The 17,126-nt window shown below is 54.1% G+C and carries 15 protein-coding genes; 10 read left to right on the top strand and 5 right to left on the bottom strand.

Annotated elements, in window-relative coordinates; translation table 11 throughout:
* Positions 1-13 precede the first annotated feature (13 nt).
* From OK412_RS07785 to OK412_RS07775, 3 genes are all read left to right on the top strand, one after another.
* On the top strand, positions 14-1,501 hold the full coding sequence (locus OK412_RS07785; RefSeq protein WP_182504711.1) for a carboxypeptidase M32: 1,488 nt from the start codon (positions 14-16) through the stop codon (positions 1,499-1,501).
* A gap of 159 nt (positions 1,502-1,660) precedes the next feature.
* Positions 1,661-2,188, top strand: a complete 528-nt coding sequence (gene asr / locus OK412_RS07780; RefSeq protein ID WP_182504710.1) for an acid resistance repetitive basic protein Asr — start codon at positions 1,661-1,663, stop codon at positions 2,186-2,188.
* A 277-nt stretch (positions 2,189-2,465) separates the two neighbouring features.
* Positions 2,466-3,275, top strand: a complete 810-nt coding sequence (locus OK412_RS07775; protein WP_010670211.1) for a trypsin-like serine peptidase — start codon at positions 2,466-2,468, stop codon at positions 3,273-3,275.
* 58 nt (positions 3,276-3,333) lie between these two features.
* Here OK412_RS07775 and hrpA read toward each other — a convergent pair whose 3' ends face one another.
* Complete coding sequence (gene hrpA / locus OK412_RS07770) at positions 3,334-7,236, bottom strand: ATP-dependent RNA helicase HrpA (protein WP_264353002.1); 3,903 nt, start codon at positions 7,234-7,236, stop codon at positions 3,334-3,336.
* Positions 7,237-7,494: 258 nt separating this feature from the next.
* Between hrpA and azoR the strand changes: the two genes are divergently transcribed.
* Positions 7,495-8,094, top strand: a complete 600-nt coding sequence (gene azoR, locus OK412_RS07765; protein WP_010244651.1) for an FMN-dependent NADH-azoreductase — start codon at positions 7,495-7,497, stop codon at positions 8,092-8,094.
* Positions 8,095-8,158: 64 nt separating this feature from the next.
* Here azoR and OK412_RS07760 read toward each other — a convergent pair whose 3' ends face one another.
* From OK412_RS07760 to OK412_RS07750, 3 genes are read right to left on the bottom strand one after another with little or no spacing between them, the layout of a single operon-like run.
* Positions 8,159-8,497 (bottom strand): YdbL family protein, encoded by a 339-nt coding sequence (locus OK412_RS07760; protein WP_033779117.1) that lies wholly within the window; start codon positions 8,495-8,497, stop codon positions 8,159-8,161.
* An 11-nt stretch (positions 8,498-8,508) separates the two neighbouring features.
* The gene (locus tag OK412_RS07755) at positions 8,509-8,697 is read right to left on the bottom strand and encodes a YnbE family lipoprotein (RefSeq protein WP_009090058.1); all 189 of its coding nucleotides are present in this window, start codon (positions 8,695-8,697) and stop codon (positions 8,509-8,511) included.
* Positions 8,694-11,324, bottom strand: coding sequence for a YdbH family protein (locus OK412_RS07750; protein WP_319633953.1), 2,631 nt, complete (start codon positions 11,322-11,324; stop codon positions 8,694-8,696). The genes OK412_RS07755 and OK412_RS07750 overlap by 4 nt, the downstream gene beginning before the upstream one ends.
* A gap of 146 nt (positions 11,325-11,470) precedes the next feature.
* Here OK412_RS07750 and OK412_RS07745 point away from each other — a divergent pair, with 146 nt between their 5' ends.
* Positions 11,471-12,463, top strand: a complete 993-nt coding sequence (locus OK412_RS07745; RefSeq protein WP_010244644.1) for a 2-hydroxyacid dehydrogenase — start codon at positions 11,471-11,473, stop codon at positions 12,461-12,463.
* Positions 12,464-12,494: 31 nt separating this feature from the next.
* Here the strand turns inward: OK412_RS07745 and OK412_RS07740 are convergent, their stop codons facing one another.
* Complete coding sequence (locus OK412_RS07740) at positions 12,495-12,770, bottom strand: DUF333 domain-containing protein (protein WP_003853763.1); 276 nt, start codon at positions 12,768-12,770, stop codon at positions 12,495-12,497.
* A 184-nt stretch (positions 12,771-12,954) separates the two neighbouring features.
* Here OK412_RS07740 and OK412_RS07735 point away from each other — a divergent pair, with 184 nt between their 5' ends.
* The 5 genes from OK412_RS07735 (at position 12,955) to OK412_RS07715 (ending at position 17,073) form a co-directional block, all read left to right on the top strand.
* Positions 12,955-13,611, top strand: coding sequence for an MgtC/SapB family protein (locus OK412_RS07735; RefSeq protein WP_010244641.1), 657 nt, complete (start codon positions 12,955-12,957; stop codon positions 13,609-13,611).
* Between the two features lie 213 nt (positions 13,612-13,824).
* On the top strand, positions 13,825-14,085 hold the full coding sequence (locus OK412_RS07730) for a hypothetical protein (RefSeq protein ID WP_158131666.1): 261 nt from the start codon (positions 13,825-13,827) through the stop codon (positions 14,083-14,085).
* A gap of 1,798 nt (positions 14,086-15,883) precedes the next feature.
* Entirely contained in the window at positions 15,884-16,096 is a 213-nt protein-coding gene (locus tag OK412_RS07725) for a hypothetical protein (protein WP_264353001.1), read from the top strand.
* A gap of 31 nt (positions 16,097-16,127) precedes the next feature.
* On the top strand, positions 16,128-16,355 hold the full coding sequence (locus OK412_RS07720; protein WP_124890657.1) for a DUF333 domain-containing protein: 228 nt from the start codon (positions 16,128-16,130) through the stop codon (positions 16,353-16,355).
* Positions 16,356-16,794: 439 nt separating this feature from the next.
* Positions 16,795-17,073 carry a hypothetical protein gene (locus OK412_RS07715; protein WP_264353000.1) on the top strand — a complete coding sequence of 93 codons (279 nt, stop codon included), beginning with the start codon at positions 16,795-16,797 and terminating at the stop codon, positions 17,071-17,073.
* Positions 17,074-17,126 lie beyond the last annotated feature (53 nt).

Here is a 17,126-nt window from a genome sequence, read left to right as displayed (position 1 = left end):
CAAGGAGTCTTACGTGACCTCAGCGTATCAACAACTTACCAAGACGTTCCAGCGCCTTTCCCGTTTCAGCCACGTCACGGCCATCGCCGGATGTGACATGCAAACCACCATGCCGCCGGGCGGCAGTCAGGCGCGTGGTGAAGCGCTGGCCGAAATGAGCGTGTTGCAGCACCAGATCCTCACTGCCCCTCAGGTTGGTGAGTGGCTCAGGGCCGCAGAGCAGCAGTCACTCAACGATGTTGAGCGGGCCAATCTCAACGAGATGCAGCGCGCTTACCAGCAGGCCACCCTGCTGCCTGATGATTTTGTAGAAGCCAAATCAATCGCCGGTTCGGTATGTGAACATGCATGGCGCACTCAGCGTCCCGCCAACGACTGGCAGGGCTTCGCCGCCAATCTCAAAGAGGTGGTGCGTCTGAGCCGCGAAGAAGCCCAGCGCCGCGCCGACGCCACTGGCAGCTCGCGTTACGATGCGCTGCTGGATCTTTATGAACCGGGGATGACCCGCGCCCGGCTGGATGAAACCTTTGGCGAACTGAAAACCTGGCTGCCCGATCTGTTACAGCAGGTCGTGGAAAAACAGGCGCAACAGACTGTTGTCACGCCGCAGGGGCCGTTCGCCCTGCCTGCTCAGCGTCAGCTCGGCCTGAGCATCATGGAAACGCTGGGTTTCGACTTCAACCATGGCCGGCTGGATATCAGTGCGCATCCATTCTGCGGTGGCGTGCCGGAAGATGTGCGCATTACCACCCGTTACAACGAGAATGAGTTTCTCAGCGCCCTGATGGGCGTGATCCACGAAACCGGCCACGCCCGCTATGAGCAAAATCTGCCGCAGCAGTGGCGCGGGCAGCCGGTGGCGCTGGCGCGCTCCACCGCTATCCACGAATCACAAAGCCTGTTTATGGAGATGCAGCTTGGTCGCAGCCGCGAATTCCTGCAGCGCATTCTGCCGCAGGTGATCGCCACCTTTGGCGACCAGTCTGCCCTGCAGGCGGATAATTTTGTACGCCTGACCCAGCAGGTTAAGCCTGGCCTGATCCGGGTTGACGCCGATGAGCTCAGCTATCCGGCGCATGTCATTCTGCGTTATGAAATCGAGCAGGCGCTGATTGAAGGCGAGATTGAGGTTGAGGATATCCCGGCGCTGTGGGATGAGAAGATGATGCAGTCGCTGGGTCTGGATACCCGGGGTAACTACCGCGATGGCTGTATGCAGGATATCCACTGGACCGACGGCGCCTTTGGCTACTTCCCGACCTATACGCTGGGCGCGATGTACGCAGCACAGCTGTTCCGCTCAGTACATCTTGCGATTCCTCAGCTCAGCGAGCTGATTCAGCACGGTGAGCTGCAGCCGGTATTCGACTGGTTGCAACAGAACATCTGGCAGCACGGCAGCCGTTTCTCCACCGACCAGCTGCTGATCAACGCCACCGGCGAAGCGCTGAATCCGGCTTTCTTCCGCCAGCACCTTGAACAACGTTACCTGAATAGCTAAGCTCTCGGGCGGTCAGCTGACCGCCCTTTCCCGCCTTTGTACAATCGGTTACACGCCGATACCAAACACCCACGGACACCGTTCATTGATATCCCTATAGTCTCTTCACCGGCCCCGCAGTGGGCTACACATGAAAAAATAGTCTTCGAGGGATTTGCAATGAAAAAATTATTTGCACTGGTTGTCGCCGCTGCTATGGGTATGTCTTCTGTTGCTTTCGCTGCTGACACCACAGCTGCTCCAGCTGCTGCGCCAGCCGCAACAACCACTACTACCGCTGCAGCACCGGCTAAAACCGTTCACAAAACTGCGCACAAGAAACACCATAAAGCGACTCAGAAAGCGCAGGCTGCTAAGAAACACCACAAAAAAGCTGTGAAAAAAGATGCCGCGCAGAAAGCGCAGGCTGCTAAAAAAGTTCACCACAAAAAAGTAGCTAAACCTGCTGCACAGAAAGCCCAGGCCGCTAAAAAAGTTCACCACAAAAAAGCCACTAAACCAGCTGCTCAGAAAGCCCAGGCCGCTAAAAAAGTTCATCACAAAAAAGCCACTCAGCCAGCCGCTCAGAAAGCCCAGGCTGCTAAAAAAGTTCACCACAAAAAAGTAGCTAAACCAGCTACACAGAAAGCTCAGGCTGCTAAAAAAGTTCACCACAAAAAAGTTGTGAAACCAGCAGCTAAAAACTAAGGTCGCCTTCAGCGCACGGCCACGAGATGATGATTAAAAACACCCGGTTCTGCCGGGTGTTTCTTTACTGGAGTGGATGATATGGTGCGTCGCTATCGCTTCGAAATTATTCTGCTGGTGATGATCCTGTGTGGCATTGTTGCAGCAAGCTTTTTTGTTTAACCGCTGTAGCGTACTGATTAACCAATAAAACTCCCTTTTTCAACGCTCACCGACTATAGTTACCGTACTTACGTAATAACAATAACGTTAATTTTTTCTCGCCATTGAGATTTCTATGCGCCTGGCTACCCTGTTAATGGTTGGACTCTTCAGCTTTGCCACCACGGTTCATGCCGATGATGACGATGACTCGCCTACTCCTGCTGAAATTAAGATGCTGTTTTTCGGTAAGGATCATCGCCAGGCAATCACCGATATTACCGCTGCCCCCTGGGATGCCATTGGTCAGCTGGAAACCGAAAGCGGCAACCTCTGTACTGCCACACTCATCTCTCCGCATCTGGCGCTGACCGCCGGACACTGCCTGCTTGCCCCGCCGGGTAATTTCGATAAGCCGGTTGCGCTGCGATTTATGGCCAGCGATAAAGGCTGGCGCTACGAGCTTCATGATATTGATGCGCGGGTTGAACCCTCGCTGGCGTCAAAGTTAAAAGCGGATGGTGAAGGCTGGATCGTGCCGAGCAGTGCAGCCCCCTATGATTACGGCATCGTGATTTTACGCAATCCGCCCTCAGCGATTACGCCTATTCCGCTGTTCGATGGCTCACGCAGCGATCTCACTGCGGCGCTGAAGCTGACCGGACGCAAAGTGACGCAGGCAGGCTATCCGGCTGATCATCTGGACACGCTCTACTCCCACAGCGATTGCCTGATCACCGGCTGGGCGCAGCGCGCCGTGCTGTCGCATCAGTGTGACACCCTGCCAGGTGACAGTGGTTCGCCACTGCTGCTCAACAGCGATAAAGGCTGGCAGTTAATCGCGGTACAAAGCTCAGCACCGGCTGCGAAAGATCGCTACCTGGCTGATAACCGCGCGATTTCGGTCACCTCGTTTAAAGATAAGCTGGAATCCCTGGCGCAGTAGTCCGCACTCTCACTCCCCATCATCGGATGCGCGCCGGTTACGGCGCGCATCCCGGCGTTTAACCCGCTATCTGCTCCATCATCTGCAGAATACGCTTATCTGAGATGGGATAAGGCGTACCCAGCTGCTGAGCAAAGTAACTGATACGCAGCTCTTCGATCATCCAGCGGATGCTCTGCACCTCTTCATCATCCTGACGCTGCGGCGGCAACTTGTTGCGCCACGCCTGATAAGCCTGCTCCACTGCCTGCACTTTTAACATCCGCGCACGATCGCTGTGCGGATCGGCAGGCAGTTTTTCCAGTCGGCGCTCAATCCCATGCAGATAACGCAGCGTATCGGCCAGTCGCTGCCAGCCGTTGCCGGTGACAAAGCCGCGATAAACCAGGCCACTTAACTGCGCTTTGATGTCAGATAACGCCAGCGCCATGGTCATATCGACCCGGCCCTTCAGACGCTTATTAATGTTGAAGACTGCCGTCAGGATCTGCTCGACCTGCTTCGCGATGGTCACCACGGTTTCATTGAGTTCGCCGCGCACTTTGTCACGCAACTGCTCAAACGAGGTTTGATCCCAGGCCGGACCGCCCGCTTCCCCCATCAGCTTGTCGATGCCACAGGCGATGCAGTCGTCAATCAGCTCCAGCACTTTGCCATAAGGATTAAAGTAGAGTCCGAGCTTGGCTTTGTTCGGCAGCTTCTCGTGCAGATATTTAACCGGTGACGGCACATTCAGCAGCAGCAGGCGACGCTGACCGCGCCACATCATTTTTTGCTGCTCCTGCTCGCTGTCAAACAGACGAATGGCGACGCTCTCTTTCTCGTCGACCAGCGCAGGCCAGGCTTTAACCTGGTAGCTGCCGCGCTTCTGTTCATAACTGCGTGGCAGATCGCCAAAACTCCAGATATGCAGCCCGCTCTGCTCCAGCCCGTCATCCGCCACTTTCGACAGCGTTTCCTGCACTTTGTCTTTCAGCTGTGCCTTAAGCGCAGTGAGATCTTTGCCTTCCAGTAGCTTACGATTGTGCTCGTCGACTACCCGGAACGTCATTTTCAGATGATCGGGCACCTGTTCCCACTGCCAGTTTTCCCGCTCCAGCGTGACGCCGGTCATGCGGCGGAATTCCCGCGCCAGCGCATCAGGCAGCGGCATCTCCATCGCTTTCACCCTTCCTAAAAACGCCTCGGCGTAGTTGGGCGCCGGCACCAGGTTACGGCGCAGCGGCTTGGGCAGAGACTTAATCAGTGCGATGATCAGTTCACGGCGCACACCGGGGATCTGCCACTCAAAACCGCTATCCTCTACCTGGTTCAGCAGCGGCAGCGGAATATGTACCGTCACGCCATCCGCATCTGCGCCAGGCTCAAACTGATAACTCAGCTTCAGTTTGAGGTTGCCCTGATGCCAGAAGTTGGGGTAGTCGAGCTGACTGACTTTATCCGCACCCTCTTTGATCAGCATCTGCTTGTCGAAATTCAGCAGTTCTGCGTTTTCGCGACTGGCCAGTTTCCACCAGCTGTCGAAATGCTTCGCTGAGACCACCTCTTTGCCAATGCGCTGGTCATAAAAAGCAAACAGCGTTTCGTCATCGACCAGAATGTCGCGACGACGGGATTTGTGTTCCAGATCTTCCACTTCGCTGCGCAGCTTCTGGTTTGCGCGGAAGAAGGCGTGCCGGGTCTGCCAGTCGCCCTCCACCAGCGCGTGACGAATAAACAGTTCACGGCTCAGGGTGGGATCGATGCTGCCATAGTTAACTTTACGGGCGGCGACAATCGGCAGGCCATAGAGCGTGACTTTTTCGGTGGCCATCACCGCGCCCTGCGATTTCTCCCAGTGCGGTTCACTGTAGCTGCGCTTGATCAGATGCTGTGCCAGCGGCTCAATCCACTCCGGTTCAATACGGCCCGCCGTGCGGCCCCACAGGCGGCTGGTCTCGACCAGTTCCGCTACCATGGTCCACTTCGGCGGTTTTTTAAACAGCCCGGAGCCAGGGAAGATCGCGAAGCGGGTATTGCGCGCGCCGGTATACTCCTGCTTATCGGTGTCTTTCTGCCCGATATGCGACAGCAGACCGCTTAACAGCGCGCAGTGGACGGGCTGCAGCTCAGCCGGTTCACTGTTAACCGGAATGCCAAGTTCACGCACCACCTGCCGCAGCTGGGTGTAGATATCCTGCCATTCCCGCACGCGCAGATAGTTAAGGAAATCGCTTTTGCACTGGCGGCGGAAAACATTCCCGGACAGCGCTTTCTGCTGCTCCGCCAGGTAGTTCCAGAGATTCACATAGGCGAGGAAGTCGGAGTCTTTGTCGGCAAAGCGCCGGTGCTTCTCATCGGACGCCTGTTTTTTATCTGCCGGACGCTCACGCGGGTCCTGAATCGACAGGCCTGCGGTGATAATCATCACTTCGCGCACGCAGCCAAATTTCTGCGCTTCCAGCACCATCCGCGCCAGGCGGGGATCCACCGGCAACTGCGCCAGCTGACGCCCGGAACCGGTGAGCTTGTAGTGACCGGTCTCTTCGTTCAGGGTCAGCGCGCCCAGCTCTTCCAGCAGGCGGACGCCATCCTGGATATTGCGCTTATCGGGCGCTTCCACAAACGGGAAGGCGGCGATATCGCCGAGGCCCAGCGAGGTCATCTGCAGGATCACTGACGCCAGGTTGGTGCGCAGGATTTCAGGATCGGTAAAGGCCGGACGACTCAGGAAGTCATCTTCCGCGTAAAGGCGGATACAGATACCGTCTGATACGCGGCCGCAACGCCCTTTACGCTGGTTGGCAGACGCCTGTGATATCGGTTCAATCGGCAGGCGCTGCACTTTGGTACGGAAACTGTAACGACTGATACGCGCCGTACCGGGATCGATCACATATTTAATCCCCGGCACCGTCAGTGAGGTTTCCGCGACGTTGGTCGCCAGCACGATACGACGGCCACTGTGCGACTGAAACACCCGGTTCTGTTCAGCGTTCGACAGCCGTGCATAGAGCGGCAGCACTTCGGTGTGTGGCAGATCGCGTTTGTTCAGCGCGTCGGCGGTATCACGTATTTCACGCTCACCACTCATGAAGATCAGGATATCGCCCCGACTTTCCCGGCCCAGCTCATCTACGGCATCAAAAATCGCCTGCAGCTGGTCACGATCGCCATCATCCGCCTCTTCGATCACCGGCCGATAGCGCACTTCAACCGGATAGGTCCGGCCTGAGACTTCAATCACCGGCGCATTATTGAAATGACGCGAGAAACGCTGTGGATCGATGGTGGCGGAAGTGATAATCACTTTCAGATCGGGGCGACGCGGCAGCAGCTCACGCAGATAACCGAGCAGGAAATCGATATTCAGGCTGCGTTCGTGCGCTTCATCAATAATGATGGTGTCATATTGCATCAGCAGACGATCCTGCTGGATCTCCGCCAGCAGAATCCCGTCGGTCATCAGTTTAATCTGCGTCAGGTCACTGACCTGGTCGTTAAACCGTACTTTATAGCCGACGCAGCCGCCCAGCGAAGTGCTGAGCTCATCGGCAATGCGATTCGCCACGGTACGTGCGGCCAGACGGCGCGGCTGCGTATGACCAATCAGACCCGTCACACCACGCCCCAGCGCCAGACAGATTTTCGGCAGCTGCGTGGTTTTACCCGAGCCGGTTTCACCGGCGACAATCACTACCTGGTGATCGCGAATCGCCTCAGCAATATCCTGCTGCTTCTGACTGACCGGCAGATTGTCCGGGAAGGTAATGGCTGGCGTGGCCGCACGGCGCTGGGCCACGCGCTGTTCGGCTGCAATAAAGTCCTGCTCAAGCTCGCTGGCAATGCCCTGCTGTGCCTCAGGATTTTTAGCTTTTCTGGCACCCTGTAAACGGCGCTGTAACCGCTGGCGATCGCGCAGCATTACACCCTCGAGGCGTGACCAGAGCGCTGCCAGTGGGGAAGTATCGGGAGATGACATAATAGTGACGTACCTTACTCAGACGGTGTCGCTGCCTGAAGCAGCGCCCTGCAAGCCGGGATAACCAGCTGATTCAATAAAAAATAATTGCGCGCATCATAGCACATTCTGAACTGTTCCGGCGGCTGGCCCCGGTTACGCTTATTCAATAAATTCGAACATGGGTCTCGAAATATTGCGCTTTCACCGCGCCATCGATAACCGTAGAGTGTAAACCATTGAGCGGAAAGTCTTCCGCGTAACAGACAGGAAACCACCATGAGCAAAGTTTTAGTTCTGAAATCAAGCATTCTTGCAGGCTACTCACAATCAAGCCAGCTCGCTGACTTCTACATCGAACAGGCAAAGGCCCAGGGTAAAGAGGTTACCGTCCGTGACCTGGCGGCTAACCCGATCCCGGTACTGGATGGCGAGTTAGTGGGTGCAATGCGTCCCTCTGATACCCCGCTGTCACCTCGTCAGCAGGAGGCTCTGGACCTGTCGGATGAACTGATTGCAGAACTGCAGGCTCATGATGAAGTGGTGATTGCCGCGCCAATGTACAACTTCAACATCCCGACGCAGCTGAAAAACTATTTCGACCTGATTGCCCGTGCTGGCGTGACGTTCCGCTACACAGAAGCAGGCCCGGAAGGTCTGGTTAAAGGCAAAACGGCAGTCGTTATCTCCAGCCGTGGCGGCATCCACAAAGATACCCCAACTGACCTGCTGACCCCTTACGTCAAGCTGTTCCTGGGCTTCATCGGCATCACTGACGTTGAGTTTGTGTTTGCTGAAGGCATCGCTTACGGTCCGGAAGTGGCCAGCAAAGCGACCGCTGAAGCGAAAGACGCTATCAAGCAGATCGTGACGGCATAAGTCTCACTCATCTCAGGATGACGCTTTAAAAGACCGGGCCATGCGCCCGGTTTTTTTTCGCCGGTTACTGACTGCTCTCTGCCGCTTTTCTCAGCCACTGACCGTTAATGCCGCGCACATATTCCCCCGCTGCCGCACGGCTCACCAGCTTCTGTCCGGCAATACTGGCGACGTCGGCCGTGGAGAGATTATTCTGTTCTGCCAGTCGCTGATACTCCTGCTGACGTCCGGCATTAATACGCTGCACCAGCGCCAGCGTTTCACTATCCTGCGCACGTGCCGCCAGATAGCCGGAGAGCGTTTCACCTGCCCGCCCCGATTGCCGCGCCTGATCCAGCGTCAGTGCCCAGGCAGGCTGCGCCATCGTCAGGGCGAGGAACAGCACCGCGCTTATGCGTTTCATCGTTGCTCTCCTCAGAACAGACCGCTCTGGTTTTTCAGTAGCGCTTCCACGTCTTTATCGACTTTGATGTGGATCTCATGTTCGATTTTCACGTTCATGTTGATGGTGATGGGATCTTTAGGTGCCGTGACTTCAATGCGCGGCACGCAGCCGATGCTCAGCAGTCCGGCTGCCAGAACCAGTAGTGCCCTCAGGCTCATGGTGAAGTGTCCTTGTTGGATGGCAAATTCGCATGTTGCTCTAACCAGGATTGCAAATTATCGCCAAAGCGCAGGCTGCGCCAGAGCTGAAACAGGTTTTCCTGATGATGATAGTTGAGATTGACTGTCTGACGACGGTTACTGAACTGGCTGACGCCCTGCACCTGCGCCTCCATGGTGAGGTCGCCAAGATTATCCAGATTGATCGTGGCCCAGCTGCGGGAGACTTCCATATAGCGTAACCAGTCCAGCGCGGCGCCCGTCGCCACGTTATTGCGGGTAATCGCATCCGCCATATCTTTATCCAGTCGGAAGGTCAGCGGACCGCTGTTGGCAATCCACCCTTTCTCCACCAGCCAGTGTGGATTATTGAGCCACAGCGGCAGCTCACCGTTAACCTTGCCCGACATGGCAAACTGTTTAGGTTTCAGCGCCGTCACCAGCTCGCTGAGGCTGATATTGCGCAGCGACACCCGGGCTGGCTCATGCTGCGGCATGCGCAAAGCGGGCAGCGTAATTTGTCCGCCCAGCAGATCAAGGCTGACATCCTGCAACGTCAGCGGCGCCTGTTCGGACCACGGCCAGTTACCCTGCAGGTCAGCGCGAATATTCTGCATCGCAAACTGGTTCTTAACCTCGGCAATGCGCAGTGATACCGGGCCATGCTGACCAAACTGCCATTGCTGCTCATGGAATCTGAACGGCAGCGAGAAGTCGATACCGTTAACCTGGCTGTCGGGCGTCCAGATGCTGCCCTGTTTTACCGTCCAGTGGCCTCCCGCCTGGAAACCCTGTTCACTTGCGGCGGAAAAAGCGACCTGTGCCTGCAAACGGCCGCCCTGGATCTGCATTTTCATGTCAGGGCTGAGCAACGGCTGAAACACCGTCAGCGACTGTGCCGGCCACCAGGCCTGGCCGCGCAGCCGTTCGCCATCCCAGCGGCCGTTAACCCGCAGCGGGCCAACCTTGCCCGCCTGTAAACTGCCTCGCCAGATAAAATAGCCGGGATCACGACCTTTAGCCTCAAAGTCGAGCGTGGAATCTGCCAGATGTCCGCCATAGCTGAAGCGGGTCTCTCCTGCCTGCAGGCGGAAATGCCCATTGAACGCCGGATGCGCCGCATCACGCTGCCAGTTTACCGGTTTAGTCAGTGTCAGACGCGGTTTTGCAACGTTGACACTGCCATACGCCAGCTGATTAAAACCGGTGGACAAGGTATCCAGATGGATCAGGGTGTCGTGCCAGCCGCCCGTGCCTTTAACATCCCAGCGCGCCTGCAGCGGCAGCATCTCGCCACCTCCCCAGTAGCGCCAGTTCCATTCGCCCTTATCGGGCCAGAAATCATTGGCGCGGCCATCGAGATGCAACCGGAAGCGGCCAAAACTGGCATCGTGCGCATTCAGAATGGCCTGCAGGCGGCCATCAATACCCTGCGAGGAGAGTCGTACGCCCGCCAGCGGCCAGCGCGCTTCGTCCACTTCCAGCGTTGACAGCAACCGGCCCCGCAGGCGCAGCAGCGATTTAGGTTGCAGCACCAGTTGAGGATCGAGGATCGAGCCGCTGAGCACGCCCGGAATGGAGCCGTAAAGTTGCAGGTCGGCCAGCTTGCTTTCGCCGGTTAGCTGAAACGGCAGGTTGCTGTTGGTCAGGCTGAGGTTGCCGGGACCAACGCCGAGCACCACGTTACCCTTGCCGCCGCGTCCCTGGGTCAGCAGGTTAACGCGACCGCTAATCTGGCTACTTTCAAGGCCAGACTGCCAGTTATCCAGCGTCAGGTTAACAAACCCTGATAGCGGCTGAGCCTCCAGCGGCCAGAAGTATTCGCCCTTTTCAATCCGAATCTGATCGCGGCTGATCTGCCACGGCAGTCTGAGAAGCGGCCTGGTTACTTCGGCCATCGCCACGCGTAGCTCGCCCTGCTGCTGCTGCCAGTTAAGCGTCAGCTTCAGGGGATGCGGCAGCGCGTCCAGCGCCAGCTGTCCGGTCACCTCGCCGTTCACCGGCAGATCAGTGGCAAAGGTGGGTAACGCCAGATGACCACTCAGCGTGACGGGTTCAGGAAGTGCAGGATGGGTGAGCGTCAGGTGACTGATAGCGAGCTGCTGACCGGTCAGCGTTGCCGCCAGCTGCAGATTATCGCCCTGATAACTGAGTTGCTGACGATCTTTTTCCAGCGTCAGATCCAGCGCGCCCGCATACGTCTGCCACGGCGTAACGATTAATTTGCCCAGATGAACGTCGGCGCCAGGCAGCATTGCCTGCCATTCGGCCAGCGTTTTGGGGGCTGCCGTGCTGCCATCACTGGCAGGTAATTTTTGCAGGCAGGTGCTATCCAGCGTCAGCTCTGACGCATTCAGTTTCCAGCGCGACTGATGCCAGCCCAGCGATACCCCCTTTACCGTTGCCAGGGAGCAATCCCCTGCGAGATAACGAAGTTGTGGCAACCACAGGCCACCTTCCCGCCAGCGCGGTGCGCCCGACAGCTCAATGCGGGTATCTTCAGGTAGCCAGATGCCGACCAGCCGCGGCAGCCATTGCGTGACAGTCAAGATCAGGCCGAGCAGCAGCAGAATCAGCGCCAGAATGGCGGCCAGCCGTCGCCGGAACATCCGTGGCATAAAAGCCATAATCCTTTTCCTTACAGTATCCTGACAACGATGATGGCATGTAATCTGCCAGAGGTGAAGGTCTGCGCCGGACACAAGTCAGCTGTTTCAGCAAAGTCAGTCAGAAAACGTTATCCTTGCTCTATCACCTCTGCAGGAGCACAACGATGAAAATCGCGGTTTACAGCACCAAACATTACGATCAGAAATATCTTGAGCAGGTCAATCAGCAGTTCGGCTTTGAACTGGTGTTTTTTGACTTTTTACTCTCTGAAAGCACCGCCAAAACCGCTGTGGGTTGCGATGCTGTCTGTATCTTTGTAAACGATGACGGCAGTCGCCCGGTGCTGGAAGAGCTGGCCGGGCTGGGTGTGAAATACATCGCGCTGCGCTGTGCCGGTTTCAATAATGTTGATCTGGCTGCTGCAAAAGAGCTGGGTCTGGAAGTGGTGCGCGTGCCGGCCTACTCACCGGAAGCGGTCGCTGAACATACTATCGGCCTGATGATGACCCTGAATCGCCGTATTCATCGCGCTTATCAGCGTACCCGTGACGCAAACTTTTCGCTCGACGGCCTGACCGGTTTTAACATGCATAACAAAACCGCGGGTGTTATCGGTACCGGTAAAATCGGGATCGCGACGATGCGGATTCTGAAAGGTTTTGGTATGCGGCTGCTGGCGTATGATCCCTATCCGAGTGAGCAGGCGCTGGAACTGGGCGCGGAATATGTTGATCTGAAGACGCTGTTTGCTGAATCCCACGTCATTACCCTGCACTGTCCGCTGACGCCGGAGAATCATCATCTGCTCAATGCCGACGCGTTTAAACAGATGCGCGATGGGGTAATGGTTATCAACACCAGTCGTGGTGGTCTGATTGATTCACAGGCAGCGATTGACGCGCTGAAACAGCAGAAAATCGGCGCGCTCGGCATGGATGTTTATGAGAATGAACGCGATCTGTTCTTTGAAGATAAGTCGAATGATGTGATTCAGGACGATGTGTTCCGCCGTCTGTCGGCGTGCCATAACGTGTTGTTCACCGGCCATCAGGCGTTTTTAACCGCCGAAGCGCTGACCGCCATTTCTGAAACGACACTGAATAATCTCAGCCAGCTCGACCGGGGTGAAAACTGCCCGAACCGACTCTCTGCCTGACTGTGCGGGCCGGAGCGATCCGGCCTGATCATCAGCGCGCGCAATTCCCGCCAATTAACGCCTGCTCATCACAGCGACGTCCATTGACTAACTGACACATCCCCACTCTTGAGCCATCCAGCTGATGCGAAAATGCCAGCGTTCCGCCCGCATTTGAACAGGTGCTTTCTGCCAGGGAAGACATCACCACCCGTGGCTGGATGTGGGCGGCGGTGGCTTGTTGCGGTGGCTCGTTATCATCACTGTTGCTGCTGCAGGCAGAGAGTAATAACGCGGCACCGGCCAGCAAAAAGGTGGCTGCTTTCATCAGTCGGACTCCGGGAAGTGGGGGAAAAGGCTGGCTCAGCATATGTCAGGCAGCACAACGGGTCGAGAGGTGAAACAGCTTTTTACAAAATTCTCCGGCGTCATTTGCAAGCAGAATTATCTTGTTTACCTGTTATCGCTGAACTGTCACCCTTTTTCGGCCCTTATTAATTCGGAGTAAAGCCATGTTAATGGATATGTTAATTCGCATAGCGCTGGCCGGTATTCTCGGCGGCCTGATCGGCATGGAGCGCCAGATGCGGGCCAAAGAAGCGGGACTGCGTACCCATATTCTGGTCGGTATCGGCAGTGCGATGTTTATGCTGGTATCGAAATATGGCTTCGCCGATATGCTCAATAGTGACCATGTGGCACTGGATCCCAGCCGTATTGCTGCCCAGGTAGTCAGCGGCATGGGTTTCCTTGGCGCAGGCACCATTATGATTCAGAAGCAGGTGGTGAAAGGCTTAACCACGGCGGCGGGATTATGGGTGACTGCGGCGATTGGTCTGGTGATTGGCAGCGGCATGTATGAGATCGGCATTTATGGCACGGTGCTGGCGCTGGTGGTGCTGGAAGTCTTCCGCCGCCTGAGCCATTTTCTCATCGGTAAACATCATACGCTGCTGGTTTTTCTTAAGCCCAAAAGTGTGCCGCTGGTGCTGCTGGTCATGCAGCGGGAAGGCATTCGCTATGGCAATGTGACGGTGATTAACCGGGATGAGGAGAGTGGTCTGTGTGAGCTCAGCGTTCAGGTGACGCTGTCCCGCAAATCAAACGATGCTCACCTCTACGATAAGGTCATGGAGATCAAAGGAGTTCAGTCGCTGGAGATGATGTAAATTCCTTTCCATAAAGATCATTCCTGCTGAACACAGGCCGGTCAGCGCCAGGACGTTGCAGAAGGGAGTTATCGGTATGCACTGCCTTCTGCCCTCTGCATCAGATTCATCTATTATCATCATCATGCAGCCTGACCTGAGATATAGAGCCCGCCGGGAATTAATGTCATAATCCGTGATTGTTTATTAAGGTAACCATTTATCCGGTGAAAAATGCGCCAGACCTCTGACCATCGTGACGAAACCCTGTCCGCTTCTGTACGTAAAAGTAGCTGGCCGGTACTAAGCATGCTTATCTTTACGCTGATTGCGGGCGCTATGGCCATCATGATGATCCTGGATCATCGTAATTCCGTAAATAATGCGCTTGAGACCGGACAGTGTCTGGTGGGGGAAGGCGCTGAAAGTTTGCTGGAAATGCTCAGACATTTTTTACATCATGCTTATCGCTGGATTTTTAAAGCCTGTGGCTAGCAATAATAAATTCAGTGCAGCAGGAAATGCAGTAATCCGTGTCGGTTTACCAGCAACAAAACGCCGCAATACATGACTGCAACATAGCAGAGTAAAAAGAGTATCAGCGTCAATATAAATCGGACACCATAATTTTTTATATCGTGAGTGTTTACCGGATGTCTCATCGAATTTAAAGTTTGCTCCGTCCTTATTCACATATATAGCCAGCAATTTAACGATTTGTTTCGCTGCCCGCATTACCATGATGTGCGGAACGATGAAGTCACAGCAAGTCTCTCAGGAAAAACAGTTATGAGTGTAAAAATTAAAGCCGCCCTTTTTAACTTTCACATTCACTTTAATGGCTTTAATTTCACCCGTCTGCTTTGAAAAGCAACAGCTTAGGACGTGGCGATATGTGCCAGTCAAATCGATTCAGATTTAATGGGATACAAAAAAACACTGATGCCTGTGCATCTTACGTATCCCCAATTATAACCCGGCAGTGTCAACGCATATTCAACAGCAGCGTTTTTCAGATTCAGGCGTTAATGAAATTAACAGTGCATCAGGATATTTAACTCCCTGCAGATTTATAGCAACAATTAAAATAAAATTTTCAAATCAGATAAGCATAAACAGGACTCCGTTTATGCATGATTGATTAATAGCGGTGCATGCTCTTTTTTTTGTTAACTGGTCGCTCTGATGAAATATCTGTTAATTATCTCAATCATTTTTATGACTGCGGGTTGTGCGGCAAAAAAAGAGAATGCGCGGGCTGATGCTTACCAGGCATCACTGCCATCCTGTTCTGCGCACAATGATGAAATCGATTGCCAGTGGAAAGATGTCCCAGCCAGCTGACATCGCATAGTTGAACTCTGTTCGTGTTGTCTCAGCCCGCAATTTTTGGGTAATGACCTGTTAAGGCCTGCCCTCATTTTTCACTGAGTACCGCCGCATCGATTTATGTCGCTGCCCCCTTAATGGGTAGTTTCTGCCGGATTCCCCCGGGCGGCTATCCGCTGATTACTTCACTCCAGTACTGGCATTCGCGGCAACAATCCGTACCATACGCTGCATATTCGTGACACCACAGTGAAGTGTCTGGCTGAACGCGCACGGCAATTTGCCCTTTAGCTACGCTTTCTGGATTTTGAGACAGGTAAAAATGCAAGATAATCAAACGGTTGACAAGAAAGAACAGTACAACCTCAAGGTAAAGCATTAAATAAACCATCTGATTGAAATTATTAAATTTTTCTTTTTAATCATTAACTTACCGTACGAGAATATGTACGCCAACCACCGCTAAAATACATTTTTCATGCCCTTTTTTTGCTCCTTTTTGCTTAATCTGCCCCTTTATTGCCCCCTAAATAGGACTGTGATCAGACCATACTTTCTTGTTCTCATAGGTGACTTTTCCCAGCACGATAATCCCATCAAGCCTTTCCCCGTCGATCGTTTCCCCGTCCCGGATGATAATTCCAGACCGGAAAAGCTTTCCCAACGATGGATACTCACCCAGCTGAAATGCGATAGTGTCGCCAGGCGCTGGCGTTAGTGAACGGTCTACCAGTGAATCGGTCCGGCGTATCGATGCGTATCATGTTGAATGCTGGATTTTAGGCTGGCGGCTTCGGGTGCAGGTGACTAATCTCAAATTACACCAGCAGCCTGCTCAGACAGGTGCGGCTCATGTATAAATCCACACTAACTAATGGGATTAAGCCCAGGTTATGATCTTTTGAGAGGGCTGCTTAGCACCCAGAACAGACCTTTTATTAAATTGATTGACGAGAGAATGGTTATGGATGAAGCCGATTTAGCGCAGGACCGAGAAGAGGCTATTAGAAACGCAGCCCTAGCAGCACGCCAGCAAAGACTGACCAGCCCTGACGGAAGGTGCATCTGGTGTAAAGATGAGCCAGTTGTAGCCAATACTGCTTTCTGCTCAGCAGAATGTGATGAAGACTACCACAAGCATCAGCGCGAAATCAGGCAGCGTGGTGGTAGAGATTGATTCCAGTAACGCTTTTCAGATAAGGTTTGGAATGAAAATAATTATGATGGCAGCATCCACTTTATTGCTTACCGCCTGCGCACCTCAAAGCGACAAGCCACGACCTGTTGGCATGGCGAATCCCGCCTCAGTTTATTGTGAAAAAGTCGGCGGCAAACTGGATATCGTTAAGGGCCCGAATGGTGAATCAGGTTACTGCACCCTGCCAGGCGGTGAACGTATCGAGGAATGGACGTTGTACAGAAGGGATAAGCAGTAGGCCACATGGCCGAAAATGATTTTTTATGGCAGGAGGCCGCAAAAACGCGGCCTTTTCTTTTGTTTATTGTATCTATCGGGCAATGGGCTTCCCAAAATGAACACGTTGCCGCTTAATCTTCATGCGTACCACCGCATTTTCCAGCACCTTGCCTTGGGACTACCCCCACTTTTGGTGATCCTTTTCATGCCATAACCTGCCTGAGTAACCACACCGGCACACTCCTCAGATGACGTTTTGCCTGACCGATTTTCAACCACATACTGCGTCAGCCAGCCATCCTGACAGCCTATGTCCATTCCATAACTCATCGATCGTTAACAACGATCAATTTCCTGCAATTGATAGTTAAGAATAACTTTAGTGATGTTGATCACTTTTACGGCTGCGCTTACGTTGCATCATTTATCAGCAGGTCGTAACTGAAAGGAATTTGCTGATGGAAAAGAGATTTCTCACAGAGAAAATTCAAAGAGAGATTCTTACTGCGCTGGCAATTGCTTATCCCGATCCACTTACGGGAAGACAATATTTTGCGGCGTTTGGGCGGTATAGCGAATCCGTTATGTTGGAAAATATCGAGGCTCTGGTCAGACGCGGCCTGGTTCGAAAGACGACGATTCGCAGTTGCGGGGGCGTCAGTTTTCTGTTGCTGGCTGAACTGACGCTGTCCATCGGGGATTTCATATTGTCAGCCGATCATGGTCCCACAACGTAAGTCAGAAATATCCAGCAATACCTGTGTCCGTAAAAAATGACAACGGGCTGTAT

The sequence above is a fragment of the Pantoea sp. JV6 genome (assembly GCF_025910055.1).
Classification (GTDB): domain Bacteria; phylum Pseudomonadota; class Gammaproteobacteria; order Enterobacterales; family Enterobacteriaceae; genus Pantoea; species Pantoea agglomerans.
This window is presented reverse-complemented; position numbering and strand designations above follow the sequence as displayed.